Source organism: Chryseobacterium sp. CS2K3 (genome assembly GCF_059515185.1).
The window spans coordinates 97,914-117,676 of sequence record NZ_JCAKRW010000004.1 but is presented as its reverse complement, the minus strand read 5'-3'; the positions used below and the strand labels follow the sequence as shown (position 1 = coordinate 117,676).

General features: G+C 33.9%; 20 protein-coding genes and 6 tRNA genes. 11 read left to right on the top strand and 15 right to left on the bottom strand.

Annotation, left to right across the window (positions count from 1 at the left end; all coding sequences use genetic code 11):
- Nucleotides 1-3: 3 nt before the first annotated feature.
- A complete protein-coding gene (locus tag AC5YGG_RS07935; protein WP_496143988.1) occupies nucleotides 4-369 on the bottom strand; it encodes a BlaI/MecI/CopY family transcriptional regulator in 366 nt (121 codons plus the stop codon).
- Nucleotides 370-703: 334 nt separating this feature from the next.
- Here AC5YGG_RS07935 and AC5YGG_RS07930 point away from each other — a divergent pair, with 334 nt between their 5' ends.
- Complete coding sequence (locus tag AC5YGG_RS07930) at nucleotides 704-1,285, top strand: hypothetical protein (protein ID WP_496143987.1); 582 nt, start codon at nucleotides 704-706, stop codon at nucleotides 1,283-1,285.
- 424 nt (nucleotides 1,286-1,709) lie between these two features.
- Here AC5YGG_RS07930 and AC5YGG_RS07925 read toward each other — a convergent pair whose 3' ends face one another.
- Nucleotides 1,710-2,156 (bottom strand): GNAT family N-acetyltransferase, encoded by a 447-nt coding sequence (locus tag AC5YGG_RS07925; RefSeq protein WP_496144269.1) that lies wholly within the window; start codon nucleotides 2,154-2,156, stop codon nucleotides 1,710-1,712.
- Nucleotides 2,157-2,397: 241 nt separating this feature from the next.
- On the opposite strand from AC5YGG_RS07925, the gene AC5YGG_RS07920 reads away from it, so the two are divergent.
- The 3 genes from AC5YGG_RS07920 (at nucleotide 2,398) to AC5YGG_RS07910 (ending at nucleotide 4,259) form a co-directional block, all read left to right on the top strand.
- Entirely contained in the window at nucleotides 2,398-3,111 is a 714-nt protein-coding gene (locus AC5YGG_RS07920) for a 2OG-Fe(II) oxygenase (RefSeq protein ID WP_496143986.1), read from the top strand.
- A gap of 15 nt (nucleotides 3,112-3,126) precedes the next feature.
- Nucleotides 3,127-3,378: an Ada metal-binding domain-containing protein gene (locus tag AC5YGG_RS07915; protein ID WP_496143985.1), complete on the top strand. Its 252-nt coding sequence runs from the start codon at nucleotides 3,127-3,129 to the stop codon at nucleotides 3,376-3,378.
- A 74-nt stretch (nucleotides 3,379-3,452) separates the two neighbouring features.
- The gene (locus AC5YGG_RS07910) at nucleotides 3,453-4,259 is read left to right on the top strand and encodes a class I SAM-dependent methyltransferase (protein ID WP_496143984.1); all 807 of its coding nucleotides are present in this window, start codon (nucleotides 3,453-3,455) and stop codon (nucleotides 4,257-4,259) included.
- A gap of 691 nt (nucleotides 4,260-4,950) precedes the next feature.
- Here AC5YGG_RS07910 and AC5YGG_RS07905 read toward each other — a convergent pair.
- A tRNA-Met gene (locus tag AC5YGG_RS07905) sits at nucleotides 4,951-5,023 on the bottom strand.
- Nucleotides 5,024-5,440: 417 nt separating this feature from the next.
- Between AC5YGG_RS07905 and AC5YGG_RS07900 the strand changes: the two genes are divergently transcribed.
- Complete coding sequence (locus AC5YGG_RS07900) at nucleotides 5,441-6,265, top strand: GLPGLI family protein (RefSeq protein WP_496143983.1); 825 nt, start codon at nucleotides 5,441-5,443, stop codon at nucleotides 6,263-6,265.
- 71 nt (nucleotides 6,266-6,336) lie between these two features.
- Here AC5YGG_RS07900 and AC5YGG_RS07895 read toward each other — a convergent pair.
- The 5 genes from AC5YGG_RS07895 to AC5YGG_RS07875 all read right to left on the bottom strand — a co-directional run bounded on the left by AC5YGG_RS07895 (nucleotide 6,337) and on the right by AC5YGG_RS07875 (nucleotide 6,858).
- Nucleotides 6,337-6,409 (bottom strand) — tRNA-Met (locus AC5YGG_RS07895).
- A gap of 39 nt (nucleotides 6,410-6,448) precedes the next feature.
- Nucleotides 6,449-6,521, bottom strand: a tRNA-Met gene (locus tag AC5YGG_RS07890).
- 39 nt (nucleotides 6,522-6,560) lie between these two features.
- A tRNA-Met gene (locus tag AC5YGG_RS07885) sits at nucleotides 6,561-6,633 on the bottom strand.
- 40 nt (nucleotides 6,634-6,673) lie between these two features.
- A tRNA-Met gene (locus tag AC5YGG_RS07880) sits at nucleotides 6,674-6,746 on the bottom strand.
- Between the two features lie 39 nt (nucleotides 6,747-6,785).
- Nucleotides 6,786-6,858: transfer RNA gene (locus tag AC5YGG_RS07875), tRNA-Met, on the bottom strand.
- Nucleotides 6,859-6,959: 101 nt separating this feature from the next.
- On the opposite strand from AC5YGG_RS07875, the gene AC5YGG_RS07870 reads away from it, so the two are divergent.
- From AC5YGG_RS07870 to AC5YGG_RS07845, 6 genes are read left to right on the top strand one after another with little or no spacing between them, the layout of a single operon-like run.
- Nucleotides 6,960-7,571, top strand: a complete 612-nt coding sequence (locus tag AC5YGG_RS07870; protein WP_496143982.1) for an L-threonylcarbamoyladenylate synthase — start codon at nucleotides 6,960-6,962, stop codon at nucleotides 7,569-7,571.
- A 16-nt stretch (nucleotides 7,572-7,587) separates the two neighbouring features.
- A complete protein-coding gene (locus AC5YGG_RS07865) occupies nucleotides 7,588-8,298 on the top strand; it encodes a CPBP family intramembrane glutamic endopeptidase (protein ID WP_496143981.1) in 711 nt (236 codons plus the stop codon).
- Between the two features lie 4 nt (nucleotides 8,299-8,302).
- Entirely contained in the window at nucleotides 8,303-9,061 is a 759-nt protein-coding gene (yaaA, locus tag AC5YGG_RS07860; RefSeq protein WP_496143980.1) for a peroxide stress protein YaaA, read from the top strand.
- The gene (locus tag AC5YGG_RS07855) at nucleotides 9,062-10,906 is read left to right on the top strand and encodes a hypothetical protein (protein WP_496143979.1); all 1,845 of its coding nucleotides are present in this window, start codon (nucleotides 9,062-9,064) and stop codon (nucleotides 10,904-10,906) included.
- Between the two features lie 5 nt (nucleotides 10,907-10,911).
- Nucleotides 10,912-11,769 (top strand): peptide chain release factor N(5)-glutamine methyltransferase, encoded by an 858-nt coding sequence (prmC, locus tag AC5YGG_RS07850; RefSeq protein ID WP_496143978.1) that lies wholly within the window; start codon nucleotides 10,912-10,914, stop codon nucleotides 11,767-11,769.
- 33 nt (nucleotides 11,770-11,802) lie between these two features.
- A complete protein-coding gene (locus AC5YGG_RS07845) occupies nucleotides 11,803-12,159 on the top strand; it encodes a DUF4180 domain-containing protein (protein ID WP_496143977.1) in 357 nt (118 codons plus the stop codon).
- Nucleotides 12,160-12,346: 187 nt separating this feature from the next.
- On the opposite strand, the gene AC5YGG_RS07840 is transcribed toward AC5YGG_RS07845, so the two are convergent.
- From AC5YGG_RS07840 to AC5YGG_RS07810, 7 genes are all read right to left on the bottom strand, one after another.
- Complete coding sequence (locus AC5YGG_RS07840; protein ID WP_496143976.1) at nucleotides 12,347-13,318, bottom strand: NAD-dependent epimerase/dehydratase family protein; 972 nt, start codon at nucleotides 13,316-13,318, stop codon at nucleotides 12,347-12,349.
- A complete protein-coding gene (locus AC5YGG_RS07835) occupies nucleotides 13,315-14,100 on the bottom strand; it encodes an SDR family NAD(P)-dependent oxidoreductase (RefSeq protein ID WP_496143975.1) in 786 nt (261 codons plus the stop codon). Before AC5YGG_RS07835 ends, AC5YGG_RS07840 begins: the two co-directional genes overlap by 4 nt.
- Before the next feature lie 148 nt (nucleotides 14,101-14,248).
- Nucleotides 14,249-15,334 (bottom strand): AraC family transcriptional regulator, encoded by a 1,086-nt coding sequence (locus AC5YGG_RS07830; RefSeq protein ID WP_496143974.1) that lies wholly within the window; start codon nucleotides 15,332-15,334, stop codon nucleotides 14,249-14,251.
- Nucleotides 15,335-15,366: 32 nt separating this feature from the next.
- On the bottom strand, nucleotides 15,367-16,008 hold the full coding sequence (locus AC5YGG_RS07825) for a rhomboid family intramembrane serine protease (RefSeq protein ID WP_496143973.1): 642 nt from the start codon (nucleotides 16,006-16,008) through the stop codon (nucleotides 15,367-15,369).
- 10 nt (nucleotides 16,009-16,018) lie between these two features.
- Entirely contained in the window at nucleotides 16,019-16,576 is a 558-nt protein-coding gene (locus tag AC5YGG_RS07820; protein ID WP_496143972.1) for a hypothetical protein, read from the bottom strand.
- 10 nt (nucleotides 16,577-16,586) lie between these two features.
- Nucleotides 16,587-19,178, bottom strand: coding sequence for a DNA gyrase/topoisomerase IV subunit A (locus AC5YGG_RS07815; RefSeq protein ID WP_496143971.1), 2,592 nt, complete (start codon nucleotides 19,176-19,178; stop codon nucleotides 16,587-16,589).
- A complete protein-coding gene (locus tag AC5YGG_RS07810) occupies nucleotides 19,153-19,662 on the bottom strand; it encodes a hypothetical protein (RefSeq protein ID WP_496143970.1) in 510 nt (169 codons plus the stop codon). Before AC5YGG_RS07810 ends, AC5YGG_RS07815 begins: the two co-directional genes overlap by 26 nt.
- Nucleotides 19,663-19,763 lie beyond the last annotated feature (101 nt).

Sequence of the window (19,763 nt, the reverse complement as noted above, 5' to 3'; positions counted from 1 at the left end):
TTATTAGTTTTTCTTTTTAAGTTCGTTCAGAAGCATTTCAAGGTCTTCTACCGTCATTTCGTTTTTTTCCACTAAAAATGAAACAGCACTTTTATAAGATCCTTTAAAATAGTTTTTCACAAGACTTTTCATGGTTTTCCCGGAATATTGCTCTTTTGAAACCAACGGGAAATACTCATGTTGTCTTCCATATACTTCATAGTCTACGAATTCTTTGTCCTTTAATACCTTTAAGATCGTAGATACAGTGTTTGTATGGGGCTTAGGCTCTGGAAAAAGATCAAGAATGTCTTTAAGGAATCCTCTTTCCAGTTTCCATAAATACTGCATTACCTGCTCTTCTGCCTTTGTTAACGTCTGATTTTTCATATCCGGTCAATTAATTATTATCAGGATACATTCTCCATGAAATTTTGTATCACTAATAAATTAGTTATACAAATGTAGAAATAAAATCCAATCTAACAACTATTTTTTTAGTGATAGATTATTCAAACGATATAAGTGCTTAATAATCAATTAAATAAAAAAAATTAAATATATTAATTTTTTAACAAAGTGAAATTACAATCTGCTTAATTCATAGAATAAAAGAAAATTTAGGTATAAATTCTTAAAACTTGTTAATTTTTATTAAAGAAAATTAAAATGAATTTGTTAAAACCGGGAAATTATATTTATTTTAGTGCCTTAAAAATTTCTCATGAAAAGATATAATTTATTGATTGTACTGCTGCTGCTTATTTTTAACGTTACAACAGCACAAAAGAAAAAATCTCCTGCCGCTGATCTTAGCATGCTAAAGGATACAAAATCAAAAATTGAGGCTACCGTTCCATTAGTAATCCAACATCTTCAAACGATTGCCACAAAGGAAGGTGATAACAACATCGTGAACAACGGAAAAATTGCATTGGGAAAAGAATATGGGATCTTAGAATCTGAGTGGTATTTATACAGAAACAATATGAAGAACTGTATTATGAACAACTCTTCAAAAAAGGCTAAAAAATGTATGGAATATCATACTCAATATCTTAGAAATACATTCATTAATTATAGCAACTATATCTCTAACCTTACGAAAAAGAACGGATATCTGGGAGTAGAAGGCGATACAAAATTTGATTTTAAGCCGGCAGATATTGCAACAAAATTGAGTGAGGCTTACTTCAACGCAAATGATGCAGCGGGAAGAATGAAGGCTGACCAGAAAAGAGAATTCCTGGGAGAAACAATGTCTGATGACAATAAACTGGCTCCTTATAATCAGCTGATTCAATAATAGAATCTACAAAAAATAATATAAAAAAGAGAACTGCAATTGCAGTTCTCTTTTCATTTGGTGCAAAAAACCTCCGCCAAAAGCAGTTTTGTGGTACTAATCATAAAACTTGGGGAAAAAGTAGAAAATAAGGCGGAGAGAATTTTGCTTTAGCTCTACAAAGTCATCTGTCCTACCCTTGACTTGTAGAGCTGTACAAAAATAGGATTCTGTATTCTAGCTATAAAAGAATAACTGTAGAATTAAATGAACGGATTTGTAGAAATAATACTACTTAGATTTAGGTAAAAAACGAATCCGCTTGTCAGAAATCAGGACAGCTTATAGTTAAGCAAAAAGTAAATCTCAATGTATTGATATTTCTCTATTAAATAAATTAAATGGCTTCTACAATTTTCTCCTTTACTTCCGGTTTTTCATATTATTATTTCCACCAATGATAATAGTTGTGCAATCCATCATATTCAAATCCACAGCGAGGGTATAATGCATTTCCTATATCATTTGTTTTTTCTGTCTCAAGCATAAGTCCGCAAGCTCCGGTTTCTTCACACCATTGTTTACTACGGTCAATTAAAGCTACCGAAAGTCCTTTCCCTCTATAATTCTGATGTACAAAAAGATCACTCAACAACCATTGCTTTTGCAGTTTTGTATAATGAAATAGCTTATAAAGCTGCACAAATCCGACTGCTTTACCATCCACTAAGGCAAGGAAAATATCAGATTCACTGTTTAAAAATCTCTCTTTAAGAAAAGCCTTACCTCTTTCTACATCAGACTCTTGTCTGTAAAAAACACGATAGAGATCAAATAATTCTGCCGTTTCATTAAGATCCTCAAGACTTGCTTTTTTAATGGTGTAATTCATCGTTATATTTATTTTGATTAACAGTGCAAAAGTAGTTGTAAGCAGGAATGGTATTATAATCCAGATTCGACTTATAAAGATGGTCCAGATTTCAAATTGAGAAGCTGGTAAAGGGAAAATCTGAGTTACAATATCATCCATTATTTGTGATTTCCAGAATTAAAAGTCGCATAAAACTCCGCACGTTTTGGATTTTATATTTGCATATAGCTTGAGATCTTTGCAGTATAAAAACAAAACAATGACAAATATCGTCCAGAAAATTAATAGCCTAGATTGGCAAGACATTACAGAATCAATGCACCAAAACGGATATGCCTCGATCCCCAATGTATTATCTGAAGAAGAATGCAATGCATTGAAAGCAAACTATGATAATCAGTCTTTATACCGTAAAACTGTGGTTATGGCTCGCCATCGTTTTGGGCTGGGAGAATATAAATATTTTAATTATCCTTTACCTGAACTGATACAAACAATACGCACTCACCTCTATCCATACCTTGCTCCTATTGCTAACTCTTGGTTTACCGCATTGCATATCAATACTCATTTTCCTTTGAAACATAATGAGTTTTTACAACAATGTCATATAAATAATCAACAAAAAGCAACGGTCTTGATTCTAAAGTATGGAAATGGTGGCTTCAATACTTTACATCAGGATTTATATGGTGATCTTTATTTCCCTATTCAAGTTGTTCTTATGCTGAGTGATCCTGATGAAGATTTCACAGGTGGAGAATTTGTCCTTACCCAACAAGTTCCAAGAGCGCAATCCAAAGCAATTGTGCTAAAGCCTAAAAAAGGAGATCTTCTTATTTTCACTACCCATTTTAAACCTGAAAAAGGAACAAAAGGATATTACAGAGTCAATATGAAGCACGGAGTAAGTGAAGTAAAAACGGGAGAACGATACGCTTTAGGAATTATTTTTCATGATGCTGTTAACTAATGATTAGATAAAAAAATGATACATCATTCTCAAATAACAGATTCTGAATTGAGGAGTAAAATTCATTATCAAAAAATTCGTTTTGGCGGAAATAAAAGATTGAAAATTTATGGATTATTAAGTTGTTCATCAGGTAAAAGAATGAAAAAGGTGAACAGAATCTTTTTTACCGACGAAGAAGAGGCTATCCAATATAACTATCGCCCGTGCGGACACTGCATGAAAGAGAAATATAAAGTCTGGAAAAATCAACAAAATATACAATAAGCTCATAACGAATCTGCAACCGGTAAAGAAATCCTTATAATTTGTGTAAATTACCTGCACAAAAAAACAATACTATGAATGCAGAGAATAATTATCTGGAAATCAATAAAAATTCATGGAATAGCAGAACCGAATCGCATTTAAAATCAGAATTTTATGATGTTGATGGTTTTTTAAAAGGGAAAAGCTCTTTGAATGAAATTGAATTAAATTTATTAGGAGATCTAAAGGGAAAATCAGTTTTACATTTACAATGCCATTTTGGACAGGACACAATTTCTCTGAACAGACTTGGAGCAAAAACTATAGGCATTGATTTATCCGATAAAGCTATTGAAAGTGCTAAAGAACTTGCCCTGGAAGCAAATTCTGATGCCCATTTCATATGTTGTGATGTTTATGATCTTCCTAATCATTTACAAGGAGAATTTGATATCGTTTATACCAGTTATGGAACTATTGGCTGGCTGCCGGACCTTGATCAATGGGCAAAAGTGATTTCCAGATTTTTAAAGCCGGGCGGAAAATTCATCTTTGTAGAATTCCATCCTGTTGTATGGATGTTCGATGATAATTTTGAAAAAGTAGGATACAGATATTTTAATTCGGGAGCCATTGTAGAAACGGAAAGCGGGACTTATGCTGACAAAAATGCTGATATCAATCAATCCTATGTGATGTGGAACCACGATTTAAGTGAAGTTATCAACAGTTTAATTAAAAACGGATTAGAGATCAATAGTCTTGATGAGTTTGATTATTCTCCTTATAACTGTTTCAATCACACGATAGAATTTGAGCCTAAAAAATACAGAATAGCTCATCTGGAAGATAAAATCCCTATGATTTATTCTATAGTAGCGACAAAGAAAGACCATTAATATTCTCTAGTTTTTTGGATTCCATACCTTATCCAAATTTACAGACTAGAAACAGGATGATTTTTTTTGCCACGAATTCACGAATTATTTTTAGCAATTTATTCGGATCAGTCTCAAAAGTTATGGATGCAAGTATTAAGTTTTTAAATTTGGAGGATGTATATTCCTGACGAATTAGTAAAACTCTTATTTATTTTTTAGTAGAGCACTTTGAATCAGTCTCAAAAACTGTAATTACATTGTTAAGATGGATGGAATTTAATTTGACGCAAAGTTTTATAATCTTATCGGATCAAGCGCAAAAGTTGTGGGGCTTAGAATATTTAGATCAGTTTAATTTTAAAATTTAACGCAAAGGATTTCTATTATCTGGTGTTGTATTTTAGGAAGCAAAGGTTGAATCAATTAGTATTGATTCTTTCTAAGCGTACGCGTATCTACATCGCTTCATCAGTGACTTTTGTCGCTTTCTTAGCTTCCTTATCAATAATCAATTTCATCATGTCTTCGTTTAAATAAAATTTAAGTATAAAGCTTAGAGGAGTAAAAAGATAATTTGTTTTTTTCTTCAGATTAACGAAACTTTTTACTTAGTCCACAACTTTTGTGCTTGATCCATAAAATTATTTTAATGATCGTTTTGAAAAAACAAAAAATCGGTATAACTGTCGTTATACCGATTTTAATTTAGTAGCGGGAACCGGACTCGAACCGATGACCTTCGGGTTATGAGCCCGACGAGCTACCTACTGCTCCATCCCGCGATATTATGATACAAAGATAAAGCTTTTTCCATAAATTAAAAATATTTGCCTTACATTCATTCCATATTCCGCATACTACACGGATTATCAGTAAGAAAAATTTCTCATTCGTTACATTATATGTGAAAAATATTAAATCATAAATAGCTATATAATTTTTTATATGATATTACAACCTTAACTTAATAAAAAAGTCGTAATAAATCACATTATTTCTATGTTATAATGTAAAAAAAGTACATTGCTAATAGTTTGCAATTTTAATTAATAATCATGGAAAATTTATGGGGTATCTTTCAACCATCAAGGGTGTATATAGATTTGTGATTCACAGTATTCCCACGTATCAGGGCTTCCAGCTGGTCCAAGTTTAGAAGATTCTACAATTTAATTTTTATTCATATCAAAAATCAAAAAATGAGATTTCTTATCACATTCTTTATCTCCGTCTTTCCTTTGTTGTTTTTTGCTCAAAGTTATAGGTTTACCTATGAATACAAATTTATTCCACAAAAAGAAAAAAAAGATTCAGTAATCATAGAATATATGAACTTAGACACTGATGGTAAGAAATCTCTTTTCTTTAATGATGCTAAGTATAAAGTAGATTCAGCCTATGCAGTTACAAAAGATTTAAACCAATTAGTTAATTATAAAAATTATAATCAAAATTTAGGTTATAAGATATTCAAAGATTATAATTTAAATAAAATTGCCTTCTATTCAAAAAAATTTAATCTTGATATTCTTATAGAAGAAGAAAAACTTCCAAAATGGGATCTATTAAATGAGTATTCTGTAATCAATACTTTTAAATGCCAAAAAGCTTACACGAAATACAAGGGAAGAGAATGGCAAGCATGGTTTACAAAAGACATTCCTATCAACGATGGTCCCTATAAATTTATTGGTCTGCCTGGCTTAATAATAAGAATTAGTGATAAGGATGAAAATCATAAATTTGATCTGATTCAAGTCATTAACATAAAGGATCCTTATCTCGTTATTCCTAAAAAGGCAAGAATAATGTCTCAAACACAATTTAATGAATTAGCAAAAAAAAGTATTAATCTTAAAACAGACGTTGCTTTTACGAATGTCACAAGTAGTACTATTACAGTTGCATTAAATGATGGAGCAATCATGAATTTTTCAAAAAATCAGACACATAATCTGGACCAATCAGTTCTAGATAAATTTCAACAAACCAATAATCCAATAGAACTTAAATCTTCAGAATAAAATTATTTTAATGATCGTTTTGAAAAAAATAAAAAATCGGTATAACTGTCGTTATACCGATTTTAATTTAGTAGCGGGAACCGGACTCGAACCGATGACCTTCGGGTTATGAGCCCGACGAGCTACCTACTGCTCCATCCCGCGGTGTATTTTTTAGAGTGCCTACCGAAGACACTTACTTAGTAGCGGGAACCGGACTCGAACCGATGACCTTCGGGTTATGAGCCCAACGAGCTACCTACTGCTCCATCCCGCGGTGTATTTTTAGAGTGCCTACCGAAGGCACTTAACTTAGTAGCGGGAACCGGACTCGAACCGATGACCTTCGGGTTATGAGCCCGACGAGCTACCTACTGCTCCATCCCGCGGTGTATTTTTTAGAGTGCCTACCGAAAGCACTTAACTTAGTAGCGGGAACCGGACTCGAACCGATGACCTTCGGGTTATGAGCCCGACGAGCTACCTACTGCTCCATCCCGCGGTGTATTTTTAGAGTGCCTACCGAAGGCACTTAACTTAGTAGCGGGAACCGGACTCGAACCGATGACCTTCGGGTTATGAGCCCGACGAGCTACCTACTGCTCCATCCCGCGATATTGGATTGCAAAGGTACGAATATTTTCTACAAATCCTAATTTTTCTTTTAAATAAAGGACTTTTATAAAAACTATTTTATTATTTGTATCTTTGTTTTATGGCAAAGATATTAAAAATTCACCCCGACAATCCTCAGGAAAATCTTGTGAATGAGGTTATTAAAACATTAAATAATGGAGGATTGATCATCTATCCTTCAGATACGATTTATGCCTTGGGCTGTAATATTTTTGATATTAAAGCCATGGAAAAACTGGCTCAGCTTAAAAAATTAAAGCTTGAGAAGTCAAAATTCTCGATAATCTGTAATGATCTGAGTCATCTTTCCGATTTTACAAGACCTATTGACACCTCAGTTTTCAGATTTCTGAAAAGTCACCTTCCCGGACCATTTACCTTTATTCTTGAAGCAAATAAAAGTTTACCCTTAGCTTATAAAGGACATAAAACAATTGGTATTCGTGTTCCTGATCATCCAATTCCGCAGCTTATTGTTGAAAAACTCGGGCACCCAATCGCTTCGACATCCATTAGAGATGATGATGAAATTATTGAATATTCTACCGATCCAGAACTTATTGCTGAAAAATATGACCATCTGGTGGATATTGTAATCGATTCAGGATATGGAGATAATGTAGCTTCTACCATCGTAGATCTTACTTCTGGTGAACCGGAAATTATTCGTCAGGGAAAAGGAACGATTTAATTTAAGCAATTCAACTTTGAAGAATATTAGTCTTAATGGAAAATATTCCATAGGGATTCTGCTCACTTTTTTGATACTGATAGAGCTGATGCTTTATGCTTTTTCAGTCATTCATATCGTTACAGGAATAAAAGCTATTACTTCTTATACTTTTTTTCTAAGCAGGATTGCAATATGGAGTGCTTTACTCATTATATTTCTGTACAATCTCTTTATTGAAAAGAAACCATTTCTACTCAAGGGAGAAAAGAAGTATTCTTTACGTTTCTATATCAGAGCGATTCTGATTTTATATTTTATATGTACCCTCGGAGGAATCATTCTCAATGCTGTATTTATGTTTTTAATTCAGGAAAAGCCCAGTGAGAAGCTTTTTGCACTTACATCCATTTTTAAAAACAATTATTTTTTAATTATTTTTACGTGCATAACGGCTGGTGCTGTAGAGGAACTTTTGATGCGTGGGTACATTCAGCCTAGAATTGAAAAAATATACAACAGCCCAGTGACAGGTATATTGGTTTCAGGCATTTTGTTTGGAATTCTGCACAGCACTTACGGAACTGTAGGACAGGTTATTATTCCTTTCTTTATTGGGATCGTTTTTGCCATATTTTATAAATTATATTCTAATATTAAAATTCTGATCATCTGTCATTTTATGATTGATTTTGTATCGATGATGATCATGAACTTTATTGATATTAAACACTTATCTGTATTTTAACACTATGAAAATTATAACATCACCTGCGAAATTAATGAATGTAGAAAACTCAACGGAACTATTGAAATCTACAACCCCAAAATTCATTGAAGAAGCAGCTTTTATACAATCTTATTTAAAAGAAAAATCTCCGAAATATCTTTCCGAACTGATGGAAATATCGCCTAAACTGGCTGATGAAAACTGGGAAAGAAACCAAAAATGGAAATCAAAACCTACCGCAAAAGAGTCTGCACCTGCTATGTTTGCCTTTACAGGAGAAGTATACAGAGGTTTGGATGCTAAAACTCTAGATAAAGATGCAGTAGATTATCTGCAAAAAAACTACAGAATGCTTTCCGGATTATACGGATTACTGAAACCATCAGATAAGGTAATGCTTTACAGACTGGAAATGGGGCGCCCTTTTGCATTTGAGCAATATAAAAATCTTTATGAATTCTGGAGAGAAAAAATCACGGAACAATTGAATTCTGAAATGAAAAAAGGAGAAATCCTACTTCATCTAGCCAGCAACGAGTATGGAAAAGTAATTGACAGAAAAAAACTGAATCATACGGTGGTGGATTTTGATTTCTATGAATTAAAAGACGGAAAATTAAAAACCATCGTCGTTTACACAAAGCATGCAAGAGGACTTGTGGTGAGATTCTGTGCAGAAACTAATGCTAAAACGCTTAATGATGTAAAAGCCTTTAATTATGAAGGATATAGATTCGATGAAGAGAAATCTACTGATACCAAATTAGTTTTTACAAGGTAAATGAATAATTCAGCGATCCTAAATACGGCATTTCCAAAAGCACTTCAACTTGTTTTCTCAATAAGTTTTGTGATCAGCTGTGCCCAGGAAAAAATAGTTTCAATAAACGGATCTCTTGACAATCATACTTTTAACAGCCAATATAGCGATTCAATAAACGTGGTATCAAAAAATATCTTTTCTGTTACAACGTTTAAAAAAGCAGAACAAAAAGACCGCCATTCTATAAATAAAGACGGACTTTCTTACGTTCAGGAATCTTATACGGAATACCTTCCTGACGGTAGAAAACTCTATCACAAGTATCATTACGATGACAATTCTGTTGTAGAAAAATTTCATTATAAAAATGATCTTCTTGTTCTTAAGGAATCAGGAGATCATAAAAATATAAGCCGCTACAACTGGCTTTTTTACAACACGGAGAATCGTCTTCAGGAAGAAATAGATTATACAATAGACGATAAGAAAACCTTTATTTATGAAGGATATACCAAGTATAATTATTCTTCAGAGGGAAAAAAGACAATTGTTAAAATCATTGATTACAGCTATGATTCTTTAGCCAATCCTGAAGAAGAATATACTTTTGAATTCCCTTTTCTCACCAAAAAGACACCTTTATACCAATCAAAAATTCATCGTTACAAATGGATGAATGGTTCTTATAAGCCTGTTGATATTAAAGATTATGTGATTACAAACAGGGACGTGACTTTCAGCTACGATAAAAAGGGTTATCTTCTTTCGGAAGTCTGGTTTGCCAATCATCATTCTTTGGAAAATAAAACAGAATATTATTATTCTAACGATTATCTGGAGCGTATTGAACAGCAATACCATATGCTCGGAACAGAAAAATCTACCAAAACAACCAGAAGATATGATGATCACAACAATCTTATTTTTGAACAAAGCATAGAATATACAGGAAATCCTTTATCCATAGAAGCTTTTGAATATGTGTATGATAAACAGGGAAACTGGATCTCCAAGAAACATTACAGACAGGATTCTAACGAAGGCGTCTATGATAAGAAGAAACTCATTGATTATGAATATCGTGAGATAAAATATTATGATTCGAATTCTAAACCAAGAAGCTTTACTTTACCTGAGTTGCCGAAAGATGCAGACAACATCAGAACGAATATTCCTAAGATATCCAACGAGAAGCAGCGTAAAATAGATGCTTTTCAGGAAGCCGTAGAAACTGGAAATTTTGATGCTGAAATTACAGTAAAGAAGGCAAAGATGCTTGAAGAATTCACTCCAAAATTCTGGACTTTAAAGGACAAAGCATTTGGAAATCTGGACAACAATCCTGATGATGAAGCTGTTTGTGTATATGAAACACCAATGGAAGGCGATCTGGGATTTGCTCAAAGTCTTGCTATTTATAGAAAAGAAGGCGAAAACTGGATATTGTGGCACCAATCCACGAATCCTATTCTTTCTACCGAACATGGCGGAATGATGGGAAATCCTTATGAAGGCATCAGCATAAAAAACAAAACCATTATCGTTGATCATTTCGGAGGAAGCCGACAAAAATGGCATTATACCCACAGGTACAGATTTCAAAATAATAATTGGTATTTGATTGGGGCAACCATCAATTTTGGGGCACCATGCGATTATTTCCAGTCATTGGATTATAATATTTCTACAGGGGATGCTATATTCGAGTATTCATCTGAGGATTGTGATCAAAATAATACCGTGAAAGAAAGAAGCTGGAAAGAAAAAATCAATAAAAAAATCACTCCTCCTTTAATGGATAATTTTCAGGTAGGAGAAAATTCAATTGAATTAAAAAGTAAGAAAACAGAAATGTTTTATTAAATACAATGACGATAGCAGAACTTAAAAAAAACTTCTCAGCACATCTTTCGGAAGTGTATACCGAATCAGAAAATGCATTTATCTTTCAGATGTTTGCAGAACATATTTTAGGGTTAAATACTATTCAGCAACGCCAGTCGGCAGATGAGGAAATTTCTTCAGAGAATGAGGAAAAGTTCAATCAGATTATTTCAGAATTAAAAACAGGAAAGCCTTATTTACAGATTTTAGGTGAAACGGAATTTTACGGAATGACGTTTTTTGTAGATGAAAATGTTTTGATTCCCCGCCCTGAAACAGAAGAACTTCTTGAAATAGCCATTCGTGAAATAAAAAAGGTACAAGCTTTAAAAGCTCCTAATGAAACTTTGAGAATTTTAGATATTGGAACCGGTAGCGGCGTAATTCCTTTGGTCTTAAAGAAGTATTTTCCTAATGCTGACGTTTCCTCAATTGATTTTTCTGAAAAGGCACTGAAAACAGCACAAAGAAATGCAGAATACCATCAGTTAGAAGTAAAATTCATTCATGCTGATTATCTTACTTTTGAACTGACAGATCATTATGATGTTATCATTTCAAACCCGCCCTATATAGGAATGGAAGAAGAAATTGAAATTGCAGATTCTGTAAAGGAATTCGAACCTAAAATGGCACTCTTCTCTCCGACTTCTGATGCTTTGATCTTTTACAGAAAGATTGCTGAAGATTCCAGAAAACATTTACATGATAACGGACTTTTGTTTTTGGAGATCAATCAAAAATTAGGACCTGAAACACTGGCGCTCTATCATTATTTCTCAGATTCGCAGCTATTAAAGGACTTATCTGAAAATGACAGGTTTATTTTTGGAAGGAAATAAGTAATTTTAATCTCTATACAAAATATTAAATTCATGATCATTCAATCACACAGTATCAATAACATCAAGGTTGCAGAAGTTATTGCCGATGAAATAATAATTCATTCTGCTCAGGACGGATTGGATCTCATGGGAAATCTCTATTATCAGGGTTTTGACAAAGTAATTTTATACGAGAAAAATATGACTCCGGATTTCTTTGACTTAAAAACGAAGATCGCGGGAGAGATTCTGCAAAAGTTTTCCAATTACCGTATCGGACTGGCTGTTGTGGGCGATTTCAGTAAATATGAAAGTAAAAGCATGAAGGATTTTATCTTTGAAAGCAATAAAACCGGGCATGTTTTCTTTGTTGAAACTGTAGAAAAAGCAATAGAGAGTTTTCTTTAGCCGGAATATAATAGAGGTTAATATTTTGCCACGAATTCACGAATTTTTTTTCTATGTTTCTATGTGGTTTAAAGATTTTTTTAACAGAAAAGTTGATAAATATCTGCCACGAATTCACGAATGATTTTTTCTATGTTTCCTTTATGGTTCAAAAATATCTAAACCACAAAGGGAACACAGGTTTTTATTAATGTATTTCTTTACTTTTAAAATATTCTATAGCATCTTTTACAGCATTATCCACCGATTGATATTGAACATCCAGTTCTTCTAATGATTTACGATTTGAATAGTAATTATATATTTGAAGTGCTTTCATATTTGCAGTACTTAGATTGGTGCTGATTTTCATCTTTCTCAGCCCATCTCCTACTTTACCCAGAACGTTCAAAAGAATATTAGGGATAGGAATCATAATTGGGTGTTGATGGGTTACCCTGTTGATCATTCTAAAAAAATCACTATAGCTCAGATTTTCATTGGCTAAAAGATATTTTTCACCATTCTTTCCTTTTTCCAGAGCATTGATGACACCATTGGCAACATCTTGAACATGGACAAAATTTTTACCTCCTTTTGGATAAAAGATAAGTTTTTTCTTCCATGCCCAGAAAATTAATTTCCCGGAACTGGGTTTATTGTCATAGGCGCCAATCATAAATGTAGGATTCAGAATAACCACTTCCATATTTTTAGCGTTTCGCAGAAGATAATTTTCAGCTTCCAGTTTACTTTGCGCATACCATGATTGTGTAAAAGGATACTTTTGCCTTTTCTCTTCGCTTCCGGGATCAGTTTTACTTCCAAATCCTAATGTATTGGCAGAACTGATAAACAGAAACTTTTTTATCCCAGATTTTTGTGCCTGATTGAATAAATCCACCGTCCAGTCATAATTTACTTTCCTGTACTCATCATAAGTGAGAAGATTCATACGTGTTTCCGCAGCAATATGGATAACAAAATCTATGTTTTTAAGGTGTTGGGAAAGATCTGAGGAAAGATTGGCTTCAATCCAATTTAGGTTTTCATTTTCTTCATCCAGATACTTGCTTTCCTTGCGCACCAAAGCAATAACAGAATAACCATTTTTTAATAATTTAATGATAACATTCGTTCCCAGAAGTCCTGTAGCTCCGGTTACAACTACTTTTTTCATGCTTCAATTTCTCTTTTTATTGCCTGGGTCATCAATGGAAGCTTTATCCATATCGGAAGTATCTTCATGACGAGCCAGCTTATTGGATTCACCATAATTACGGAATCTTTTTTAAATAATTGCTGAATGCAGCGTGATGCCACTTTATCAGGATTTAAAAGGGTTAATCTTCCTAAAAAACCTTGTTTTTCGATCCTTTTGCAGACATCTGTATTGGTTTTCATTGCACCGGGATTCACAACGCTTACAAAAACATTGGTATTTTTCAATTCTTCATGCAGCCCTCTTGAAAATGAATGGATGAAGGTTTTAGACGCAGGATACACTGTTTTAAAACCAACGGGAGAAAATGCAGCCATGCTTGAAACATTTAAAATATAAGCTTTCGGCTGTTTCAGCAGATTTGGTAAAAGCTGATGGGTAATCAGTGAGGTTGCTGTTACATTGACCTGTAAAATAGTATTGATATAATCTGAGGTTGCTTCGGTAAATTTTTTAGTTCCTCCCAATCCTGCATTGTTGATCAGAATATGAATATCAAAATTAGCGTTAAGCCACTCTGTAAGCTTCATTACATTTTCAGGCACAGAAAGATCCACTTCGTAGTAATGAGACTTTATATGATAGTTTTCTGTAAGTTCAAGGGAAATTTCTTTTAGATTCTGATCAGGAAGGCTGATTACAATTACATTGATGTTTTTCTTTGCCAGCTGTTCAGCGAATGATTTTCCCAAACCCTGACTAGCTCCCGTAACCACTGCGTACGATTCTTTGTTGTCCATAAGATTAAATTTTACGGTACAAAGCTATCGTGGAAATTCATTTTTAATGTTCGGTATTATCTGAGCGAACGCATTTCATGCAAATATATAAAATACTGTAAATCAAAAATTTAAACTTATAAAAAAGTAAAGATTTATAAATCAGTACTTATTTTTTAAACTCGGAAGGAGTTTGTCCGGACAGTTTTTTGAAAGTTGTATTGAAAGAGGTTTTAGAATTGAAGCCGGATTCGTAAGCAATTCCAAGAATGGATAATTTGCTGTCTTTTCTTAAAAGTATTTTGGCATGTTCTACCCTGAATTCATTGATGTACTGAAAAAAGTTTTTCCCAAATCCGGTATTGATGACATAAGATAAATGATGGGTAGAAACAGATAAAAGTTCTGCAAGTTTAATAAGGTTCAGTTCACTGTCCAGATAAGGTTTTTCTGTCGCCATGATCATTTCTAACTGTGATTTAATTCTTAACAGTTCTTCATCAGGAATCAGTTTTTTCTTTATATTTTCAGAATTAGGTTCTTCGTTGATAGAGATCAGCTCTTTTCTTTGTTTTTCTTCCAGGGGATAAATTTCTTTCTGCTTTAATGAGTAATATCCAACACAATAAATAACCAGTAAAAAAACAGCATTAATAAAGAAGTTCAAAGATTTCGGATCGTAAAAAATATTATAAATAACATAGATGATATTTACTGCAAGAAGCACCAGGATGATATACTCCAGCCAGTTTAGGTCTATTCCTTCCGTATTGGAAGAGAACTGCTGGATTTTCTTCTGATGTTTTCTGATTGTAATATAGGAAAGTCCTGTATAAAACAATGCCTGCACAAGAATAAGAATGATGCTCAAAGAATCCCAAGGGTCTTTGTAACCTAATGCCAGAGCTATTAAGCATCCTAAAAATACAATTGGAAGAAGTAAAAATTTAAGATCTGTTATTTTGAAGGTGAATGAAGGATTGGTATAGAACAATACGCTGAAATAAAAGAATATGGGCGTAAAATACTGGATAAGCTTTACCAAAAACAGGGAGTGAAATTCAACAGCTGAGCCGGTAATCAGAAAAAGAACTTCATCCATCCAGAAGCTGGACCACAGAAAAAGAAAGATCCCGAAACAGAAATTGGCTTTTCTGTTCACTTGCAGGGGATTGGCAATCTTCAGTAAAGAAAGCAGGACCAATGAACCATAGATAAGTATCACGATGAAACTGTTTAACTCTGATGTGTTCATTGGTCCTGATATTTTAAATTAAAAAATAGTCTTTAGCCTATTCGTTTCCTGACAAAGATCTGATACCCCAGATAGATCAAAGGAAGTGACATTATTCCCAGATATACTATATTACTCATTGCCAGCTGCGGATGCATTACAATAGAGTAAACAAGTCCGAAAAAGGCACCTCCAAGATGTGCGGCATGCCCCAGATTATCCCATTGTTTCGGATTCAGCATCATGTATACCGAATATCCGAAATATAATGTTCCAAATAACCATCCCGGCAGGAAGTTGACACTGATTTCGTTCGGTGCCATGGCTATGGAAGCAAAAATAATTCCTGAAACGGCTCCTGAAGCTCCGATAGCAGAATACCAAGGTTGTTTTTGGTAAATCTGTAAGCTGAATACGTTTCCTAAGATCATTGATCCGAAGTACACAACCAGAAATCCTATTTCTCCAAAGAAGTGGGTAACGACTCCCTGAAAGAAATACAAAGAAAGCATATTAAAGAACAGGTGCATAAAATCTGCATGTAAAAATGCAGAACTGATCAGTCTTATATATTCTTTACGGTTAACAATTGCTCCGACATTGAATTTATACTTTTCAAATAAAGCTGTATTGTTGAACCCCATGTAACTGAAGATACATGTGATGGCAATGATAATTAAAACTACGATACTCATCTGATGTTTTTTATTTTACTTTTTTGATAAGAATTTTTTTATGTTCACCATATTCGGAAGGAATCATCCCTGATTTGATGTAAAATTTGTTGTCTTTTTCATAGAGGAAATAGTCTTTTTCCATTCCTCTTCCATCACCGGCTTCTACTTCAGGTAAAAACTTTATTTTGGTGTTAGCATCATCTGCTTTCCCAAAACTTCCGAAAATACTGATGGTATCGCTATTTTTTTCATTCGGGGCTTCCCACCAGATCCACAGATTATTGAACTCAGGTTCATTGAGCTGTAGCTTTACTTTAATAACGGCGTTTCCTTCTCCGGCATAGTCCTTATATTCAAGGAAATACTCTCCTTTCCATTTTTGGAAACTATTAGTATCCAAAACTTCATATTCCAGATCACTCTTTTTTACTTCTTCGTCTTCATCTTCTTTTTCCGGAATACTTTCCTGAACTGCCTTTACTTTAGCCTCTGTTTTTACAACTTTAGTTTCTACAGTTTTCTTTTCTTTACATGAAAAGCTTAATAAACCTATCAGTAATAGTGTGGGAAATAAACTTTTTTTCATGTAATCTATTTTATTCTGTCTCGTTGTCTACATCTCCTTGAAATAAGTCGCCGATCACTCCTCCGTCTTCATCTGTATCTCCTGTTGGTTCCGGATCTTCATACACTTCCGGCTCTTCTTCTACAGGTTCAGGAATGGTAATATTTATAGCTTTTACCTTGAATTTTGTAAACTGATTCCCAATGGCTTTTATACCTTTTACAGCAATAAATTCGTCAATATTTACAGTTTCCGGATCACGGTCTTTGCCTTTATCTTTTGCAAAAATAATTTCTGCCGTTGCATCATTAGCCACAATTACATTTTCAATGAATGACTTCGGATGTTCAGATGGCATAAAGGTCTGCACGTTTACCGTATTTTCCAGTAAGAATCTCTTGATAAAATAAATATCTTTTTCTCCGTCATAATAGATACAGGTAATAGGCTGTTCCGGTTTCCATTTTTCCAATATCAGGTATTCATCATCAAAACGGTTTCCTAGATCAAATGAAACCAGCTTAACTTCTCCGTTTGTATTGATAGTTAAGATTCTGTCATCTCCTTTGAAGCTTCCCAATAAGGTCCCTCTTGCATCAGCATTCAGCCTTCTTACGGTATCATCAAACCAGATTCTTCTTGGTGCCAGCGTAGAAACACCTTCTTCCTTCATATCTACTTTCTTCACTGCATACTTAGTCACCAGATTTCCTTTGGAATCACGTCCTTTGATGGCAAGTTCAGAGAAGTTGATCTCCATTTTATTCTTCCTGATTCTTGGATTAGGCTTTAAAAGAACGGTCACTGTTTCTGCTTCTCCGTTAGGATTTGCTGAAAAGTATAAAGTCTCAGATCCTTTTTTATCTGAAGCCAGCGGATAATCTGTATTTCTTGTTACTCCGGTTACAGAAAAACGTTTCATATAGTATGGTCCTTCCCTACCTTCACGGTAGATCATATTATAGACCGTTCTCTTATCATTTTTCTTCCATATAGCAACGTGAAGGATGTCTTTTCCGATGAAGGTTTTAGCTTCCACTTTTACCACCTTCATACTACCATCTTTTCTGAAAGTAATGATATCATCAATATCGGAACAATCAAATAAATACTGGTCTTTTTTCAGGGAAGTTCCGATAAAGCCTTCTTCGAAATTCGCATAGAACTTTTCATTGGCTACCGCTACTTTAGTCGCATCAATGGTATCAAATATTCTAAGCTCAGTTTTTCTTTGCTTATCTTTTCCGTACTTCTTCTGAATATTTAAGTAATAATCAATCGCGTACGCAATCAGATTGGCAAGATGGTGTTTTACCTGCTCTATTTTACCTTCAAGAGCGGCAATATTTTCTTTAAATTTATCTAAATCGAATCTTGAAATTCTCTTGATTCTGATTTCTGTTAATTTTAAAATATCTTCTTCCGTAACGGCTCTTAATAGATGTCCGGTGTGAGGTTTTAATCCTGCATCAATGGTTTTTAAAACATCTTCCCAGGTTTTTACCTCTTCAATATCATGGTAAATTCTGTTTTCAATGAAAATTCTTTCCAATGAGGAGAAATGCCAGCTTTCCTGAAGCTCATGAAGTTCTATTTCGAGTTCTTTTTTAAGTAACGAAACGGTATGATCTGTATTCATTTTCAGAATATCAGAAACATTCATAAACATAGGCTTGTCTCCTACAATTACACAGGCATTCGGTGAAATAGTTACCTGGCAGTCTGTGAATGCGTATAAAGCATCAATTGTTTTATCAGGTGAAACATCGTTATGAATATGAATCAGGATTTCTACTTTATCTGAAGTATTATCCTCAATTTTCTTGATCTTAATCTTTCCTTTTTCATTGGCTTTCAGAATGGAATCAATAAGATCACTCGTTGTTTTTGAATATGGAAGCTCGGAGATTACCAACAAATGTTTGTCTGTTTGGGTAATTTTAGCTCTGGCTCTTACTTTTCCGCCTCTGTGCCCGTCATTATACTCGGAAACGTCCAGATAACCAGCCGTTAAAAAGTCAGGATATAGTTCAAACTTCTTTCCTTTCAAATAGGCAACGGAAGCATTGATCAGCTCGTTAAAGTTGTGTGGAAGTATCTTTGTGGAAAGTCCTACCCCAATTCCTTCCACTCCCTGTGCAAGAAGCAATGGAAATTTAACCGGAAGATCGATAGGTTCATTATTTCTTCCATCATAGGATTTTGTCCATTCCGTAGTTTTAGGATTAAATACTACTTCTAGGGCAAAAGGAGTCAGTCTTGCTTCAATATATCTTGCGGCAGCGGCAGAGTCTCCTGTATAGATATTTCCCCAGTTTCCCTGGGTATCAATAAGTAATTCCTTTTGTCCGATCTGTACCATGGCATCTGTAATGGAGGCGTCACCGTGTGGGTGGTACTTCATGGTATTCCCCACGATATTAGCCACCTTATTATAACGTCCATCCTCCAGCTCACGCATAGAGTGCATGATTCTCCTTTGTACAGGCTTCAATCCGTCATATACGGAAGGGATTGCCCTATCCAGAATTACATAGGAAGCATAATCCAGAAACCAGTCTTTATACAGACCGGAAACTTTCTTTAAGCTTTCGCCCTCATGCGAATATTCTTCTGTCGTCATTTGTTATTAAATCTTTATTCTCTTTATTAGCTTTCACTACTTTATTCAGAGATATTTTTAAATCATTTACTTCTTTTCTCGTCAAATAAGAAATCTGATATTTAAGCATAGTAGCTCCATTATTCTTACTTGAAACAGTAATGTATAGTCTCTTTACAAAGAAAATAGTCACTATATCATATTTTCTCAGTTTATACTTTGGAAACTCATCATGTAATGCCTTGTTTAAAAAGGGAATAATATTCCTGTTCTTAAAATTCAGTGCTTCTCCATCACTATCATACTCAAAAATCTGTCTTCCGTTAAGAAGAAAAATAGTGAGCATTGATATGGGAAGAACGATCAGTAAATAACTTTCATTTTTTAAAGCATGAAATTTATACTTGTTTGCCAGAAATCCTAAGATTCCAAACACTGTCATCATAATTAACAGTGTGCTTACAAAATTATAAACTGATGTTTTATTACGGTTACTTAGTCTCATTTGATTTTTTTGGGTTGCAAGTTTCTAATTAATAACTCTTTATCCAAAATGTGTTTTTTCATCAAGTCTTTATCCTTTTTACAAAGATTTATTGGGTCTGG